This is a genomic window from Paracoccus sp. SSK6 (genome assembly GCF_039770665.1).
Lineage (GTDB): Bacteria > Pseudomonadota > Alphaproteobacteria > Rhodobacterales > Rhodobacteraceae > Paracoccus.
Genome location: NZ_JBDPNJ010000011.1, coordinates 1 through 14,601 on the forward strand (window position 1 = coordinate 1; position 14,601 = coordinate 14,601).

13 protein-coding genes are annotated in these 14,601 nt (G+C 67.2%); 5 read left to right on the forward strand and 8 right to left on the reverse strand.

Annotated elements, in window-relative coordinates:
* Positions 1-66 precede the first annotated feature (66 nt).
* Positions 67-1,194, reverse strand: a complete 1,128-nt coding sequence (locus AAIL68_RS09500) for an anhydro-N-acetylmuramic acid kinase (protein ID WP_347139540.1) — start codon at positions 1,192-1,194, stop codon at positions 67-69.
* 59 nt (positions 1,195-1,253) lie between these two features.
* On the opposite strand from AAIL68_RS09500, the gene tyrS reads away from it, so the two are divergent.
* Both tyrS and AAIL68_RS09510 read left to right on the forward strand, forming a co-directional pair.
* Entirely contained in the window at positions 1,254-2,498 is a 1,245-nt protein-coding gene (gene tyrS, locus AAIL68_RS09505) for a tyrosine--tRNA ligase (protein WP_347139541.1), read from the forward strand.
* Between the two features lie 119 nt (positions 2,499-2,617).
* Complete coding sequence (locus AAIL68_RS09510; RefSeq protein ID WP_347139542.1) at positions 2,618-2,758, forward strand: hypothetical protein; 141 nt, start codon at positions 2,618-2,620, stop codon at positions 2,756-2,758.
* Between the two features lie 73 nt (positions 2,759-2,831).
* On the opposite strand, the gene AAIL68_RS09515 is transcribed toward AAIL68_RS09510, so the two are convergent.
* The 6 genes from AAIL68_RS09515 to AAIL68_RS09540 all read right to left on the reverse strand — a co-directional run bounded on the left by AAIL68_RS09515 (position 2,832) and on the right by AAIL68_RS09540 (position 8,291).
* Positions 2,832-3,779, reverse strand: a complete 948-nt coding sequence (locus AAIL68_RS09515; RefSeq protein ID WP_347139543.1) for an SPOR domain-containing protein — start codon at positions 3,777-3,779, stop codon at positions 2,832-2,834.
* Positions 3,780-3,846: 67 nt separating this feature from the next.
* Positions 3,847-4,479 carry a uracil phosphoribosyltransferase gene (gene upp / locus AAIL68_RS09520; protein WP_347139544.1) on the reverse strand — a complete coding sequence of 211 codons (633 nt, stop codon included), beginning with the start codon at positions 4,477-4,479 and terminating at the stop codon, positions 3,847-3,849.
* Positions 4,476-5,435, reverse strand: coding sequence for an adenosine deaminase (locus AAIL68_RS09525; RefSeq protein ID WP_347139545.1), 960 nt, complete (start codon positions 5,433-5,435; stop codon positions 4,476-4,478). The genes upp and AAIL68_RS09525 overlap by 4 nt, the downstream gene beginning before the upstream one ends.
* Positions 5,432-6,619 (reverse strand): phosphopentomutase, encoded by a 1,188-nt coding sequence (locus AAIL68_RS09530; protein ID WP_347139546.1) that lies wholly within the window; start codon positions 6,617-6,619, stop codon positions 5,432-5,434. The genes AAIL68_RS09525 and AAIL68_RS09530 overlap by 4 nt, the downstream gene beginning before the upstream one ends.
* Positions 6,616-7,899, reverse strand: a complete 1,284-nt coding sequence (locus AAIL68_RS09535) for a thymidine phosphorylase (protein WP_347139547.1) — start codon at positions 7,897-7,899, stop codon at positions 6,616-6,618. The genes AAIL68_RS09530 and AAIL68_RS09535 overlap by 4 nt, the downstream gene beginning before the upstream one ends.
* Positions 7,896-8,291, reverse strand: coding sequence for a cytidine deaminase (locus AAIL68_RS09540; RefSeq protein ID WP_347139548.1), 396 nt, complete (start codon positions 8,289-8,291; stop codon positions 7,896-7,898). Before AAIL68_RS09540 ends, AAIL68_RS09535 begins: the two co-directional genes overlap by 4 nt.
* A gap of 127 nt (positions 8,292-8,418) precedes the next feature.
* Here AAIL68_RS09540 and AAIL68_RS09545 point away from each other — a divergent pair, with 127 nt between their 5' ends.
* The 3 genes from AAIL68_RS09545 (at position 8,419) to AAIL68_RS09555 (ending at position 13,259) form a co-directional block, all read left to right on the forward strand.
* Positions 8,419-10,698, forward strand: coding sequence for an NADP-dependent malic enzyme (locus AAIL68_RS09545; RefSeq protein ID WP_347139549.1), 2,280 nt, complete (start codon positions 8,419-8,421; stop codon positions 10,696-10,698).
* Between the two features lie 233 nt (positions 10,699-10,931).
* The gene (locus AAIL68_RS09550) at positions 10,932-12,824 is read left to right on the forward strand and encodes a propionyl-CoA synthetase (RefSeq protein WP_347139550.1); all 1,893 of its coding nucleotides are present in this window, start codon (positions 10,932-10,934) and stop codon (positions 12,822-12,824) included.
* Between the two features lie 54 nt (positions 12,825-12,878).
* Positions 12,879-13,259, forward strand: a complete 381-nt coding sequence (locus tag AAIL68_RS09555; RefSeq protein ID WP_347139551.1) for a VOC family protein — start codon at positions 12,879-12,881, stop codon at positions 13,257-13,259.
* On the opposite strand, the gene aroA is transcribed toward AAIL68_RS09555, so the two are convergent.
* Positions 13,256-14,587 (reverse strand): 3-phosphoshikimate 1-carboxyvinyltransferase, encoded by a 1,332-nt coding sequence (gene aroA, locus AAIL68_RS09560; RefSeq protein WP_347139552.1) that lies wholly within the window; start codon positions 14,585-14,587, stop codon positions 13,256-13,258. The two genes, AAIL68_RS09555 and aroA, sit on opposite strands and share 4 nt — an antisense overlap.
* Between the last annotated feature and the right edge of the window lie 14 nt (positions 14,588-14,601).

Consider the following 14,601-nt stretch of genomic DNA (forward strand, 5'->3'; position numbering starts at 1 on the left):
ACACTCACCACCCCGACCGTTTCGCCCGCCGGGGTGAGGGGGGTTTACGCAGACAGCCAGCCCCCGTCAAGGGCGCGCCGGAAAAAATCCGCACTGGCCGCGTGGATAACTGATCCGCCCCCCGCAGCAGGGCGCGGGAACGCCGGTGGTCGTCGGCCCCGAGGTCGGAAGTCCTCGCATGACGCGGGCCGCCAGCCAGCCGAAGGCCTGCGCTTCCAGCATGTCGCCGTCGAGGCCCGCGGCTTCGACCGGCTGCACGTCGCAGGGCAGGTCTTGCGCCAGCCGCGCCATGATCGCCGGATTGCGCCGCCCGCCGCCGCAGACCAGAACCGTGGCCGGCGTTTGGGGCAGCCAGCGGAAGCCTGCCGCGACCGCGCCTGTCAGGGCCGCGACCAGGGTGGCGGCGGCATCGGCATCCGTCAGCGGCTCGACAGCGGGGGCAAGGTCCGCGAATTGGTCGCGGTCCAGCGACTTGGGCGGTTGCCGGTCGAACCACGGGTGCCGCAGGAAGTCGGCGACGATGGCGTCATCCGCCCTGCCCGCCGCTGCCAGCACGCCGTCCTGGTCATGGCTGCGGCGAAGCCTGCGCCGCAGCAGGTCGTTGATCGGCGCATTGGCAGGGCCGGTGTCGAAGGCAAGGCAGGCGCCCGGCGCTTCAGGGGCCGGGGCCGCCGGATCGACCCAGGTGATGTTGCCGACCCCGCCCAGGTTCAGGAAGGCCACCGGCTGCGGCGGCAGGTGCCCTTGCCCCACGGCCCAGCCAGCGCAGGCCCAGTGGAAGAAGGGCGCAAGCGGCGCGCCCTCTCCGCCCTGCCGCACATCCTCGCTGCGGAAGTCCCAGACCACGGGACGGTTCGCCATCTTCGCCAGCAGCGCGCCGTCGCCCGCCTGATGCGTCCCCCTGCCCTGCGGATCATGCGCCAGGGTCTGACCGTGATAGCCGATCAACCCGGCGTCAGGGAAATCGGCGGCCATCGCGGCATGGCTTGCGATGGAAATATCCGCAGCTTCGGCCACGCCCGGATCGCCGGGCCAGCAGCCAAGCGCCGCGTGCAGCGCGGCAGACTCGTTGTCCGAATAGGCGCGGAACGCGCTGCGCCCGAAGCCGCCGATCCGCACCCCGTCGGTTTCGATCATCGCCGCGTCCACCCCGTCCATCGAGGTGCCCGACATCATTCCCAGAACCCGGATCATCGCGCTTTTCCTTCCCTGCCGCAGCCGGTATATCCGCGCCGACCAGAAGGAAAAAGCCGATGACCTTTCAGCCCAAGTCCGATTTCCTGCGCGTGATGATTGAGCGCGGCTATGTCGCCGACTGCACCGATTACGCGGCGCTGGACCAGGCGCTGCTGGACGGCCCGGTCACGGCCTATATCGGCTATGACGCGACGGCGGCATCCCTGCATGTGGGCCACCTGCTGAACATCATGATGCTGCGCTGGTTCCAGAGGACCGGCAACCGGCCGATCACGCTGATGGGCGGCGGGACGACCAAGGTGGGCGACCCCTCGTTCCGGTCCGAGGAGCGCCCGCTGCTGGACGAGGCCGCGATCCAGTCGAACATCGACGGGATGCAGCAGGTCTTCGCGCGCTATCTGGATTATGGCGATGGCCGGGCCACCATGCTGAACAACGCCGAATGGCTGGACGGGCTGAACTACCTGGAGTTCCTGCGCGACATCGGGCGGCATTTCAGCGTCAACCGGATGCTGTCCTTCGAGTCGGTGAAGTCCCGGCTGGACCGCGAACAGTCGCTGTCCTTCCTGGAATTCAACTACATGATCCTGCAGGCCTATGACTTCCTGGAACTGCACCGCCGCTATGGCTGCCGCTTGCAGATGGGCGGGTCGGACCAGTGGGGCAACATCGTCAATGGCATCGACCTGACGCGGCGGGTGGATGACGCGGTAATCTGGGGCCTCACCTCGCCGCTGCTGACGACCAGCGACGGGCGCAAGATGGGCAAGTCGGCGGGCGGCGCGGTCTGGCTGAACGGCGCGATGCTGTCGCCCTATGAGTTCTGGCAATTCTGGCGCAATACCACCGACGCGGATGTGGGCCGCTTCCTGAAGCTTTACACCGAGCTTCCGGCCGAGGAATGCGACCGTCTGGGCGCGCTGCAAGGGTCCGAGATCAACGAAGCCAAGGTCCGACTTGCCAATGAGGTGACGACCCTGCTTCACGGCGCGGATGCTGCCGCAAGCGCCGAGGCGACCGCGCGCGAGGTCTTTGAACAAGGCGGCGCGGGCGGCGATCTGGAGGTCGCGACCATCGGCGCGGACGCCCTGTCGGGCGGGCTGACGGTTGCGCAACTGCTGGTGCAGACCGGCATCACCGCATCGGGCAAGGAAGCCAAGCGCCTGATCGCCGAAGGCGGGCTGCGGCTGAACAACCAGGCGGTGTCGGATCCGCAGATGGCCGTCGATGCGGCGCTGATCGGGGACGGGCTGAAGGTTTCGGTGGGCAAGAAAAAACATCGCATGGTGACGGTTGGCTGATGCAGCCAGTGCATGGCAGCCTTGCGGCGCTTCTGACGCAACGTCGCCCGGCTGGACACCGTGGCATGCCGGCCCTATCTGTTGCCGCGGGAGGACTACTCCGACCGGAAGACAGGACAATGGCACAGAACACCGCACAACCCCTCAGCCTCGCCGCCCGCAAGTTGCAGGCCCAGGCCGATGCCGTGCTGGATCAGATGTTTGGCTATTTCACCCGCGAAGAAGCTCCGCGCGTGGTTGAGACGCGCCGCGCGGCCTGACAGCCCAGACCAGCACAGGATTTTCCGGGGGCGTTCGCGCCCCCTTTGCATGTCTGGACCCTGGAACGTAAACCTACCGCGCCACCGCCCGCGGATAGCCATTCGCGCGCAATCGAGTCAGGGCTGCCACCAAGGCCTGCCTGTCCGCAAACGGTCCGGCAAGGATGGCTTTTCCTGGCGCACCATCCCTGCGTTCCTTCCGCTGCGCCGTCCGGTATCCCATCCCCGACAGGCGCCGCAGGGCCGCAAGGGCATTCGCTTCGTCCGCATAGATGCCGATCTGGACATAGCGCGCATGGGCCGGGATCATCTCGACCTGCGCTGTCGCCGGCTGCGGCGGTGCGGGACGGCGGGCGATGACCGAGGCGGGTTTCACAGGAACGGACTTGGCGGCGGCTGACCGACGCTGCGCCTTTGCAGGGGGTTCGGCAATCGCCGAAGATTGGGCATTCTGTGGAACAGCCGTTGCAATAATGACGGCAGGACCGTTGGCAGGCGCCGACATGCCGGGACACAGGCCCTGTGTCACGTCCCCGCCGATGATCGGCAGGGCGTCGCCCGACGGGTGATAGCCCAGCCGCGCGCACAAACCATCCGGCGCACGACCCGCCATGACGCCGCGGATCCGGCTGTCGAGTTCGACCCGCTGGGCAAGCGTCGCGTCCAGTTCGGCCTGCGCAGGATCAGGCGCTGCCGGAGCCAGCGGCGTGGCAGAGGCATCGGCGACCAGATCGCCGGATCGCAGCCCCTCGGCCAGGACTGCGGTCAGCATCTCCTCGGGCGAGGGCGGGGTTTCGGGCGCCTCGGACAACTGGGCTGGCTGGCTGGGGGGGAAGCCGCAGATCGGGGCGCCTTCCTTGTCCCGTCGGGGAACCCAGTCGGCCCCTTGGCGAAGGAAGACGCAGCCGGTGCGGTCGATATATTGCGCGCCCGGATAATCACCGGGCGGGGGCGGTTCGGGCGCGGCCAAGACCCGCCCCGGCAGCCAAAGCACCAGCACCATCCAAGCAAAGACCCGCATCGGCCACCCGCGATTCGATTTCATGAACCCTGGATAGGCCGAAAGCCTGAAGCGCCGGTTAACGGCTCTACTTGGTTCCGAACATCCGGTCGCCCGCATCACCCAGGCCCGGCACGATATAGCCGTGGTCATCCAGCCGTTCGTCCAGGGATGCGGTGAAGATCGGCACGTCCGGGTGGGCCTGCCGCATCCGTTCCACCCCTTCGGGCGCGGCCAGCAGGCACAGGAAACGCAGGTTGGTGGCTCCCCGCGCCTTCAGCATGTCGATGGCCGCGACCGAGGAATTGCCGGTGGCCAGCATCGGATCGACCACGATGGTCAGCCGCGCATCCAGTTCCTTGGGCACCTTGCAGTAATATTCAACCGGCATCAGCGTCTCGGGGTCGCGATACATGCCGACAAAGCCCACACGGGCCGAAGGGATCATTTCCAGGATCCCGTCCAGAAGCCCGTTGCCCGCCCGCAGGATCGAGATCAGCGCGAGCTTCTTTCCCTCCAGCGTGGGCGCGTCCATTTCGCAGACCGGCGTCTCGATTCGCGTCATGGTCAGTTCCAATTCGCGCGTGACCTCATAGGCCAGCAGCAGGCTGATCTCGCGCAGCAGGCGGCGGAATCCGGCGGTGGACACGTCCTTCTGGCGCATGATCGTCAGCTTGTGCTGGACAAGCGGGTGGTCGATGACGGTCAGGTGCTGGTTCACGGAAACTCCTTCAAAAGCCAGTCGCGGGTCGCCTGGTCGCAGAAGGCGGCATCGGCGGCCCAGCGGTTGATCTGCGCGAACTCCGTATCGCCCCAACCGAAGGCATCGGCAAGCCGGTCGTATTCGTGACGCATCGTCGTGTGGAAGAAGGGCGGATCGTCGGTGGATACGGTGACGCGCAAGCCCGTATCGGCCAGCCGCGCGATGGGATGGGCGGACCAGGACGGATAGACGCCAAGCGCGACGTTCGATCCGGGGCAGATTTCCAGCGTGACGCCCTTGTCTGCCAGATCGCGGACCAAGGCCGGATCCTCGACGGCGCGTACGCCGTGGCCGATGCGGGTGCAGCCAAGCGACAGGGCGTCGCGGATGCTGTCCGGCCCGGCCCATTCCCCTGCATGGCAGGTCAGCCCCAGCCCCGCTTCCTTCGCGCAATCGAAGGACCAGGCATAATCGGTCGCGCGGCCCACCTTTTCGGCCCCGCCCATGCCGAAGCCTGTGACCCAATCGCCCGCCGTTTCCGCCGCGCAGATCGCGGTCTTTTTCGCGCGGTCGGGGCCGAAATGGCGGATGGCGGTCAGGATCGCTCGGCTGTCGATGCCGCCGCCGCGCCCCTTGTCGGCGACCTCGGTCATCGCGGCCAGATAATCGCGCCAGGCCGACAGGTCGCCGCCACCGCAGAACTCGGGCGAGACGAAAAGCTCGGTATAGATGACGCCCTGTTCGGCTGACCATTCCAAAACCTCGGCCAGCAGACGGGCATAGTCCTGCGGGGTCCGCAGCACGCTGGTCGCGGCCTCGTAGCAGCGCAGAAATCCTTCGAAGCCGTCATAGGCATAGTTGCCGGCCTCGTCGAAGACGCCGGTCAGGTCGACGTGCTTTTCGGCGGCAAGGCTGCGGATGAAGGCAGGCGGGGCGGCGCCCTCCAGATGCAGGTGCAGTTCGATCTTCTTCACAGGAACGACCTTCCATGATCCGGCAGCGGCAGGCCCAGATGCGCCATGACCGAGGCGCCGATGTCGCTGAAGCCCACTAATCCGATCTCTCGCGCGCCCAGACCATGCCCCAGCACCGGCACCCGTTCGCGCGTGTGGTCGGTGCCGCGCCAGGAGGGATCGTTGCCATGGTCGGCGGTGAAGATCGCCAGATCTCCGGGACGCAGCGTGGAGAGGAACCGGCCCGCCACCCCGTCGAACCATTCCAGTTGCGCGGCATAGCCCGGAATGTCGCGGCGATGACCGAAATTCGTGTCGAATTCGACGAAATTGGCAAAGGTCAGGCTGCCCGGTTCGGCTTCGCTTCCCAGGCGAATCAGATGGTCCGCCAGATCGGTATCGGACTTGCCCTTGTGCAGATGGGTGATGCCGCGACGGCTGAAGATGTCGCCGATCTTGCCGATGGCATGGGTCACGCGCCCTGCCCCCTGCGCGATGTCCAGGATGGTGCGGCCCGGCGGCGCGATGGCGAAGTCGCGGCGGTTGCCGGTGCGGCGGAAGTCGCCCGGCGACTCGCCCACGAAGGGCCGTGCGATGACCCGGCCCACGCGCATGGCGTGCAGGGTGGGCGCCAGCGATTCGCACAACGAAATCAGCCGATCCAGGCCGAAATGGTCCTCATGCGCGGCGATCTGCAGGACGCTGTCCACCGAGGTATAGCAGATCGGCCAGCCGGTACGGATATGCTCGGCTCCGAAATCCTCAATCACCTCGGTCCCCGAGGCGTGGCGGTTGGCAAGGATTCCCTCGGTCCCCGCCAGTTCGCAGATCCGCGCCGTGACCTCGGGCGGAAAGGCCGGGGTGGTGTCGGGGAAATAATGCCAGTCCCACGGCACCGGCACGCCCGCGATTTCCCAGTGGCCTGAAGGCGTGTCCTTGCCGCGTGAGATTTCCGTGGCAGCCCCCCACAGCCCCTGCGGCTGCACCATCAGCCCCGGCGCATCTTGCCCCGAGGCCAGCCTGACCGCCGCGCCAAGGCCAAGCCGCGCCAGATTCGGCATGTTCAGCACCTGTGCCTGCGCGATATGGCCCAGGGTATTGGCGCCGGTATCGGGCAGGTGGTCGTTGAAGAACCCATCCGCATCGGGCGCCCCGCCGATGCCGACGCTGTCCATCACGATCAGGAAGGCGCGCCGGTCCGTCACGGCGCGATCCTGTCGCGGACCAGGGGGCCGGGTTCGCCACCCTCGCCAAGGCGATAGGCGGCGGTGACGGCGGCGATGGCGACCTCGGCCGCGGTGTCGTCGGCGGCATGGACCAGGGCCAAGGGGCGGCCGGGGCCGACCCCCTCGCCCAGTTTCGCCAGCATGGACAGGCCGACGCGCGGGTCGATGGCTTCGCCCGCGCGGACGCGGCCGCCGCCAAGCGCGACAACGGCATGACCAAGCGCGGTCACGTCGATCTGGGCCACGCGGCCTTCGGGCGTCGGCACGGGCCGGATCACCGGCGCGGGGGACAGATGCGCGTCGGGACGGTCCAGCAGGTCGGCGGGGCCGCCCTGGGCCGCGACCATGCGGCCGAAGACCTCGGCCGCCTTGCCGGAATCCAGCAGACATGCCAGCCCCTGATCCCCTTGCCCTGCAAGCCGCAGAACCTCCGCCCCCAAGGCCATGGTCAAGTCGCGCAGCGCGCCGCCCTCGCCCCGCAACACGCGGATCGCCTCGGCCACCTCAAGTCCGTTTCCGGCGCTGCGGGCCAGGGGCTGGTCCATGTCGGTAATCAGCGCCGATGTCGCACAGCCTGCGCCATTCGCCGTTTCCACCAAGGCCTCGGCCAGCCGCCGCGAGGATTCGGCCTTGCGCAGAAACGCGCCCGACCCGGCCTTCACGTCCAGCACCAGGGCCTGCAATCCCGCCGCCAGCTTCTTCGACAGGATGGACGCCGTAATCAGGTCGATGGATTCCACCGTCGCCGATTCGTCACGGATGGCATAAAGCCTGCGGTCGGCGGGGGCGAAATCGCGGTTGGCCGCGACAATGGCGCAGCCGACCGTGCGCACGATGCGGCGGAAATCATCCTCGGACTGGTCGCAGCGATAGCCAGGGACCGCCTCCAGCTTGTCCAGGGTGCCGCCGGTATGGCCCAGGCCCCGGCCCGAAATCATCGGCACGAACATGCCCGCCGCCGCCAGCAAGGGCGCCAGCACAAGGCTGACCGCATCGCCGATGCCGCCGGTCGAATGCTTGTCCACCACCGGCCCCGGCAGATCCCAGTGCAGGACATGGCCCGAATCGCGCATCGCCCGCGTCAGCGCCACGCGGCCCGGAACCCCGATGCCCTTGGTCACGACCGCCATCGCAAAGGCCCCCGCCTGCGCATCGCTGACCGAGCCATCCGCCAGCCCTTGTGCGATCAACGCCGCACCTGGACCGTCCAGGCCACGGCCGTCCCGGATGGCTGAAATGACGGGCCGCGGGTCGGTCATTCCGCCTTGGCCATGTGCCCGGCGTCGAAGCGGCCGGGCAGCAATTCGCCGACCGTTGTCGCCAGCGTCGCGCCGTCCACCGTTGCCAGCAGGACGGGCGTATGCCCCTTGCCGAATTCCGCCAGCTTCTGGCGGCAGCCGCCGCAGGGCGGCACGGGCGAGGGGCTGTCGGCGATCACCGCGACCTCGATCAGTTCCGTCTCGCCGGCCGCGACCATGGCAGCGATGGCTCCGGCTTCGGCGCAGGTGCCTTCGGGATAGGCCACGTTTTCCACGTTGCAGCCGCGATAGATCGCGCCCGAAGCGCCGCGAATGGCGGCGCCGACCTTGAAGCGGGAATAGGGCACATAGGCCATCTCGCGCACCTCGCGGGCGGCATCCAGAAGCGACATTCGCCATTCTCCACCAATTGGATCATCAGTTTTGCGCAGGGCTGGCGCTAACGCAAGTCGAAGGCTTCTGTTCCCGGCCTGGAAAATGGTTTAACGGTCAACCAATTTTGATGACACGGGGGCAGACATGGAAGAACGCAGGCAGGACAACGCCCGGCAAGAGGCACTGGATTATCACGAATTCCCGCGCCCCGGTAAGCTGGAAATCCGGGCCACGAAGCCACTGGCGAACGGCCGCGACCTGAGCCGCGCCTATTCCCCCGGCGTGGCCGAGGCCTGCCTGGAGATCAAGGCCGATCCCGCCAATGCCAGCCGCTATACCTCGCGCGGGAACCTGGTCGCTGTCGTGTCGAACGGAACGGCGGTCCTGGGGCTGGGCAATATCGGCGCGGCCGCGTCCAAGCCGGTGATGGAGGGCAAGGCCGTCCTGTTCAAGAAATTCGCCAATATCGACTGCTTCGATATCGAGGTGAACGAATCCGACCCCGAAAAGCTGGCCGACATCGTCTGCGCGCTGGAGCCGACCTTTGGCGCGGTGAACCTTGAGGACATCAAGGCGCCCGACTGCTTCATCGTCGAGAAGCTTTGCCGCGAACGGATGAACATCCCGGTCTTCCATGACGACCAGCATGGCACCGCCATCGTTGTCGGCGCGGCTGCGACGAACGCCCTGCACGTCGCCGGAAAACGGTTCGAGGACATCAAGGTCGTCTCGACCGGCGGCGGGGCGGCGGGGATCGCCTGCCTCAACATGCTGCTGAAGCTGGGCGTGAAACGCGAGAACGTCTGGCTCTGCGACATCCACGGGCTGGTCTACAAGGGCCGGGTCGAGGATATGACCGTCCAGAAGGCCGCCTTCGCCCAGGACACCGAGGCCCGCACCCTGGCCGAGGTGATCGAGGGCGCCGACATGTTCCTGGGCCTGTCCGGCCCCGGCGTGCTGAAGCCCGAGATGGTGGCGAAAATGGCCCGCCGCCCGATCATCTTCGCCCTGGCTAACCCCACGCCGGAGATCCTGCCGGATGATGCCCGCTCTGTCGCCCCCGACGCGATCATCGCCACGGGCCGCAGCGATTTTCCGAACCAGGTGAACAACGTCCTCTGCTTCCCCTTCATCTTCCGAGGCGCGCTGGATGTGGGCGCTACCACCATCAACCTGGAGATGGAGCTTGCCTGCATCGAAGGTATCGCAGCCCTCGCCCGCGCCACGACTGCTGCCGAAGCGGCGGCGGCTTACCGGGGCGAGACGCTGACCTTTGGGCCGGAATACCTGATCCCCAAGCCCTTCGACCCGCGCCTTGTCGGCGTGGTCAGTTCCGCCGTGGCCCGCGCCGCGATGGAAACCGGCGTGGCGACGCGGCCCATCGCCGACCTGGACGCCTACAAGCGCAAGCTGGACAGTTCCGTCTTCCGCTCCGCGCTCATCATGCGTCCGGTCTTCGAGGCCGCCGCCACCGCCACCCGCCGCATCGCCTTTGCCGAGGGCGAGGATGAGCGCGTGTTGCGCGCCGCCAATGCCATGCTGGAGGAAACGACCGACGTGCCGATCCTGATCGGCCGCCCCGAGGTCATCGCCATGCGCGCCGAACGCGCGGGCCTGCCGATCCGCCCCGAACGCGATTTCGAGATCGTGAACCCTGAGAACGACCCCCGCTATCGCGATTACTGGGAAACCTATCACCAGCTGATGGCCCGGCGCGGGGTCAGCCCCGACATCGCCCGCGCGATCATGCGCACCAACACCACCGCCATCGCCGCCGTCATGGTCCACCGGGGCGAGGCCGACAGCCTGATCTGCGGCACCTTCGGACAATATACCTGGCACCTGCGCTATATCCGCGAGATTCTAGCCCGCGACGGGCTGTCGCCCATCGGCGCGCTGTCGATGATCATCCTGGAAGACGGGCCGCTGTTCGTGGCCGACACGCAATGCCACGATGATCCGACGCCGCAGCAGGTGATGGAGACGGTGATGGGGGCTGCGCGCCACGTCCGCCGCTTCGGCCTGACGCCCAAGATCGCGCTGTGCTGCCATTCGCAGTTCGGGAACCTCGACACCTATACGGGCCGCAAGATGCGCGAAGCCCTGGCCATGCTGGACGCGAGAAAGCCCGACTTCATGTATGACGGCGAAATGCATGTCGATGCCGCCCTGGATCCGGCGCTGCGCGAACGCATCTTCCCCGGATCGCGGCTGGAAGGCGTGGCGAACGTGCTGGTCTTCGCGGGCACGGACGCCGCGTCGGGCGTCAGGAACGCGCTGAAGATGCGCGCCAACGGGCTGGAGGTCGGGCCGATCCTGATGGGCATGGGCAACCGCGCCCATATCGTCACCCCGTCCATCACCACGCGCGGCCTGCTGAACATGAGCGTCATCGCGGGAACTCCGGTCGCGCATTACAGTTGACGCGACGTGGCCTGGGCGATTCGGCTGATGATCGCCCAGGCCCGCTGCATCTGCATTGCTGCATTTGCAAAGCGGCGGTGCCGGTATAGGTCTCTTTGCAGCGATGATTGCAAAGCGGCTTTACCTGTTTTTGCTAAATCTGGCTGCGGCTGGCTTCCTGCTTTCGCTAACACCGTTGCGCGATCCCCCACTGGCTTCGTAACAAGACGGGGGAGTGAGGGGAGAAGCGAAGCATGTCTTACCGCGACACCTATGCCGCCTGGCAGGCCGACCCCGAGGGGTTCTGGATGCAGGCCGCCCGGCAGATCGACTGGGACCGCCCCCCAAGCCGGGCGTTCTTCGATCGGGGACCGGCGGGGGAATGGTTCGCGGACGGCAGCCTGAACGCCTGCTGGAACTGCGTGGACCGCCATGTCGAGGCCGGGCGCGGCGACCAGCTTGCCATCATCCACGACAGCCCGATCACCCGGTCCTATCGCGGCATCACCTATGCCGAACTGCGCGACCGGGTGGCCAGCCTTGCGGGCGCCCTGCGCGCCAAGGGAATCCAGAAGGGCGACCGGGTCATCATCTACATGCCCATGGTCCCCGAGGCGCTGGAGGCGATGCTGGCCTGCGCGCGCCTTGGCGCCATCCACTCGGTCGTTTTCGGCGGCTTCGCGGCGCATGAACTGGCCGTCCGCATCAACGACGCCACGCCCAAGGCCATCATCGCCGCATCCTGCGGACTGGAGCCGGGGCGGATCGTCCTCTACAAGCCGCTCTTGGACCGCGCGATCGAGGAAGCGACCCACAAGCCCGATTTCTGCGTGATCTTCCAGCGCGAACAGGAAGTCGCGCAGCTTATCCCGGGCCGCGATGTGGCCTGGCACAGCTTCCAGTATGGCGTTGAACCGGCGGAATGCGTACCGGTCGAAGGCAACCATCCGGCCTATGTGCTCTATACCTCGGGAACGACCGGGCAGCCAAAGGGGGTGGTGCGCCATACGGGCGGGCATCTGGTCGCGCTCGCCTGGTCGATGAAGCATGTCTATGACATCGACGCGGGCGATGTGTTCTGGGCGGGATCCGATGTGGGCTGGGTCGTGGGCCACAGCTATATCTGCTATGGTCCGTTGACCGTGGGCGCCACCACCATCGTCTTCGAGGGCAAACCGGTGGGCACCCCAGACGCCGCCGCCTATTGGCGCGTGATCCAGAATCACCGCGTAAAGTCCGTGTTCAGCGCGCCCACGGCGATCCGCGCCATCCGCCGCGAGGATCCCGATGGCAAGCTGATCGGCGACTACAACCTTCGCCATTTCAAGACACTGTATCTGGCGGGCGAACGCGCCGATCCTGATACGATCCAATGGGCCGAGGAAAAGCTGGGCGTGCCGGTGATCGACCACTGGTGGCAGACCGAAACCGGCTGGCCCATCGTGTCGAACCCCGTGGGGATCGAGCTTCTGCCGGTGAAACGCGGCAGCCCTTCGGTCACGCTGCCGGGCTATGACGTGCAGGTTCTGGACGAATCCGGGCACCCTGTTCCGGCGGGCACCCTGGGCGCGGTGGCGATCAAGCTGCCCTTGCCGCCGGGCACCCTGCCCACGCTGTGGAACGCCGAGGATCGGTTCCGCAAGTCCTACCTGTCCCACTTCCCCGGCTATTATGAGACCGGAGACGCGGGTTACATCGACGAGGACGGATACCTGTATATCATGGCGCGCACCGACGACGTGATCAACGTCGCGGGCCACCGCCTCTCCACCGGCGCGATGGAGGAGGTTCTGTCAGCCCACCCCGCCGTCGCCGAATGCGCGGTGATCGGCGTGGCCGACAGCCTGAAGGGGCAGATGCCGCTGGGGCTTCTTTGCCTGAAGAAAGGCACGAATACCCCGGATGCCCAGGTCGTCAAGGAGGTCGTGGGCATGGTCCGCGACCAGATCGGCCCCGTCGCGGCCTTCAGGACGGCCTGCGTCGTGGATCGCCTGCCCAAGACCCGGTCGGGCAAGATCCTGCGCGCCACGATGGTCAAGATTGCCGATGGCGAGGACTTCAAGACGCCCGCCACCATCGACGACCCCGCCATCCTCGATGAGATCGCGGTGGCCCTGCGTGCCGTCGGCTATCCGCAGCGGGCCTAATAAACATTTGCCGAACCAATGCGCTGCCTCTGCGTTCAAATGCCGGAGGCGCGCATGACAGAAATGATCCCACCCCTCATCGACCATATCCACCTGCGCTCGGTCCATCTGGATGAGGCCATGGCCTTCTACCAGGCCATCTTCGAGTCCCTGGGCCGGGGCAGCGAAGTCAGAAGCGGCCGCGACTGGCTGGAGATTGGCTCCTTCTACCTGGATCAGGCGGATGCCGACACGCCGCCCAGCCGGATCCACCTGGCCTTCACCGCCCGTTCGCGGGCCGAGGTCGAAGCCTTCCACGCCGCCGGTCTGAAGGCGGGGGGCAACGACAATGGCGGGCCGGGGTTGCGGGACTATCACCCCGGCTATTATGCGGCCTATCTCTGCGACCCCGACGGCAACAATATCGAGGCCAAGTTCGACGAACGCGTGGCCTAGCTCAGGTCCGCCCCCAACCCCTGCATCAGCGGCAGGAAGCTGGGGAAAGAGGTCGCGATCGGCGCGCCATCGTCGATGGAAACCGGCGCATCGGCCGCCAGCCCCAGCACCATGAAGGACATGGCGATGCGGTGATCCAGATGCGTGGCCGCCGTACCGCCGCCTGCCACCTTGCCCGTGCCATGCACGGTCATGCTGTCGGGCGTTTCCTCGACCCGCACGCCATTGGCTTCAAGGCCGCGCGCCATGGCGTCGATCCGGTCGCTTTCCTTGACGCGCAGTTCCGCCACGCCATTCATCACCGTCGTGCCTTCGGCAAAGGCGGCGATCACGGACAGGATCGGGAATTCGTCAATCATGCTGGCCGCGCGTTCGGCAGGCACGGTCACGCCCTTCAGCGGACCATGGCGGACGACCAGATCCGCCACCGGCTCGCCCCCTTCCTCGCGCTCGTTCTCGAAGGCGATGTCGGCGCCCATTTCCAGCAGCGTCACATACAGCCCGTCGCGCGTCGGGTTGCGGCTGACGCCCGGCACCCGGATCTCGGATCCCGGCACGATCAGGGCGGCGGCGACGGGAAAGGCGGCGCTTGACGGGTCGCGCGGCACGGCGACCGGCTGCGCGCGCAGTTCGGGGCGGCCATGCAGCGTGATCACATGGCCTTCGGCGGTGGTCTCGGTGCGGATATCGGCGCCAAAGCCCGCCAGCATCCGTTCGGAATGATCGCGGGTCGGCTCGGATTCGATCACCACCGTCTCGCCCGGAACATTCAGGCCCGCCAGCAGGATCGCCGACTTGATCTGCGCGCTGGGGACGGGGGTGCGATAGCGCACGGGCAGCGGATCGGCCGCGCCCTGAATGGTGATGGGCAGCCGCCCGCCCTCGCGCGCGGTGATCTGCGCGCCGAACAGCGCCAGCGGATCGGTTACGCGGGCCATCGGGCGGCGCGACAGGCTGGCATCGCCCGTGAAGGTCGCGGTGATGGGCGTGGTGGCCATGGCCCCCATGATCAGCCGCACGCCGGTGCCCGAATTGCCGCAGTCGATCACGCCCGCCGGTTCCGAAAACCCGCCGACGCCCACGCCGTGGACCGACCATTCGCCATCACCCAGACGTGCGACCTGCGCGCCGAAGGCTTCCATCGCCTTGGCGGTGTCCAGCACGTCCTCGCCTTCCAGCAACCCGGTGATCCGGGTCTCGCCCACCGATAGCGCCCCCAGGATCAGCGCCCGGTGGCTGATCGACTTGTCGCCCGGCACGGTGGCAACGCCGGTCAGGGGTCCGCTGCGGCGGGCGGTCATCGGGCGGGGCTCGGACGAATGGGACATGAGAACACCTGTTG

What these genes read in the sequence shown, in the direction of transcription:
- tyrS (WP_347139541.1), top strand. Translation starts at nt 1,254, where the DNA reads ATGACCTTTCAGCCCAAGTCCGATTTCCTGCGCGTGATGATTGAGCGC.
- AAIL68_RS09545 (WP_347139549.1), top strand. Translation starts at nt 8,419, where the DNA reads ATGGAAGAACGCAGGCAGGACAACGCCCGGCAAGAGGCACTGGATTAT.
- AAIL68_RS09510 (WP_347139542.1), top strand. Translation starts at nt 2,618, where the DNA reads ATGGCACAGAACACCGCACAACCCCTCAGCCTCGCCGCCCGCAAGTTG.
- aroA (WP_347139552.1), bottom strand. Translation starts at nt 14,587, where the DNA reads ATGTCCCATTCGTCCGAGCCCCGCCCGATGACCGCCCGCCGCAGCGGA.
- AAIL68_RS09555 (WP_347139551.1), top strand. Translation starts at nt 12,879, where the DNA reads ATGACAGAAATGATCCCACCCCTCATCGACCATATCCACCTGCGCTCG.
- AAIL68_RS09535 (WP_347139547.1), bottom strand. Translation starts at nt 7,899, where the DNA reads ATGACCGACCCGCGGCCCGTCATTTCAGCCATCCGGGACGGCCGTGGC.
- AAIL68_RS09500 (WP_347139540.1), bottom strand. Translation starts at nt 1,194, where the DNA reads ATGATCCGGGTTCTGGGAATGATGTCGGGCACCTCGATGGACGGGGTG.
- AAIL68_RS09515 (WP_347139543.1), bottom strand. Translation starts at nt 3,779, where the DNA reads ATGCGGGTCTTTGCTTGGATGGTGCTGGTGCTTTGGCTGCCGGGGCGG.
- AAIL68_RS09550 (WP_347139550.1), top strand. Translation starts at nt 10,932, where the DNA reads ATGTCTTACCGCGACACCTATGCCGCCTGGCAGGCCGACCCCGAGGGG.
- AAIL68_RS09540 (WP_347139548.1), bottom strand. Translation starts at nt 8,291, where the DNA reads ATGTCGCTTCTGGATGCCGCCCGCGAGGTGCGCGAGATGGCCTATGTG.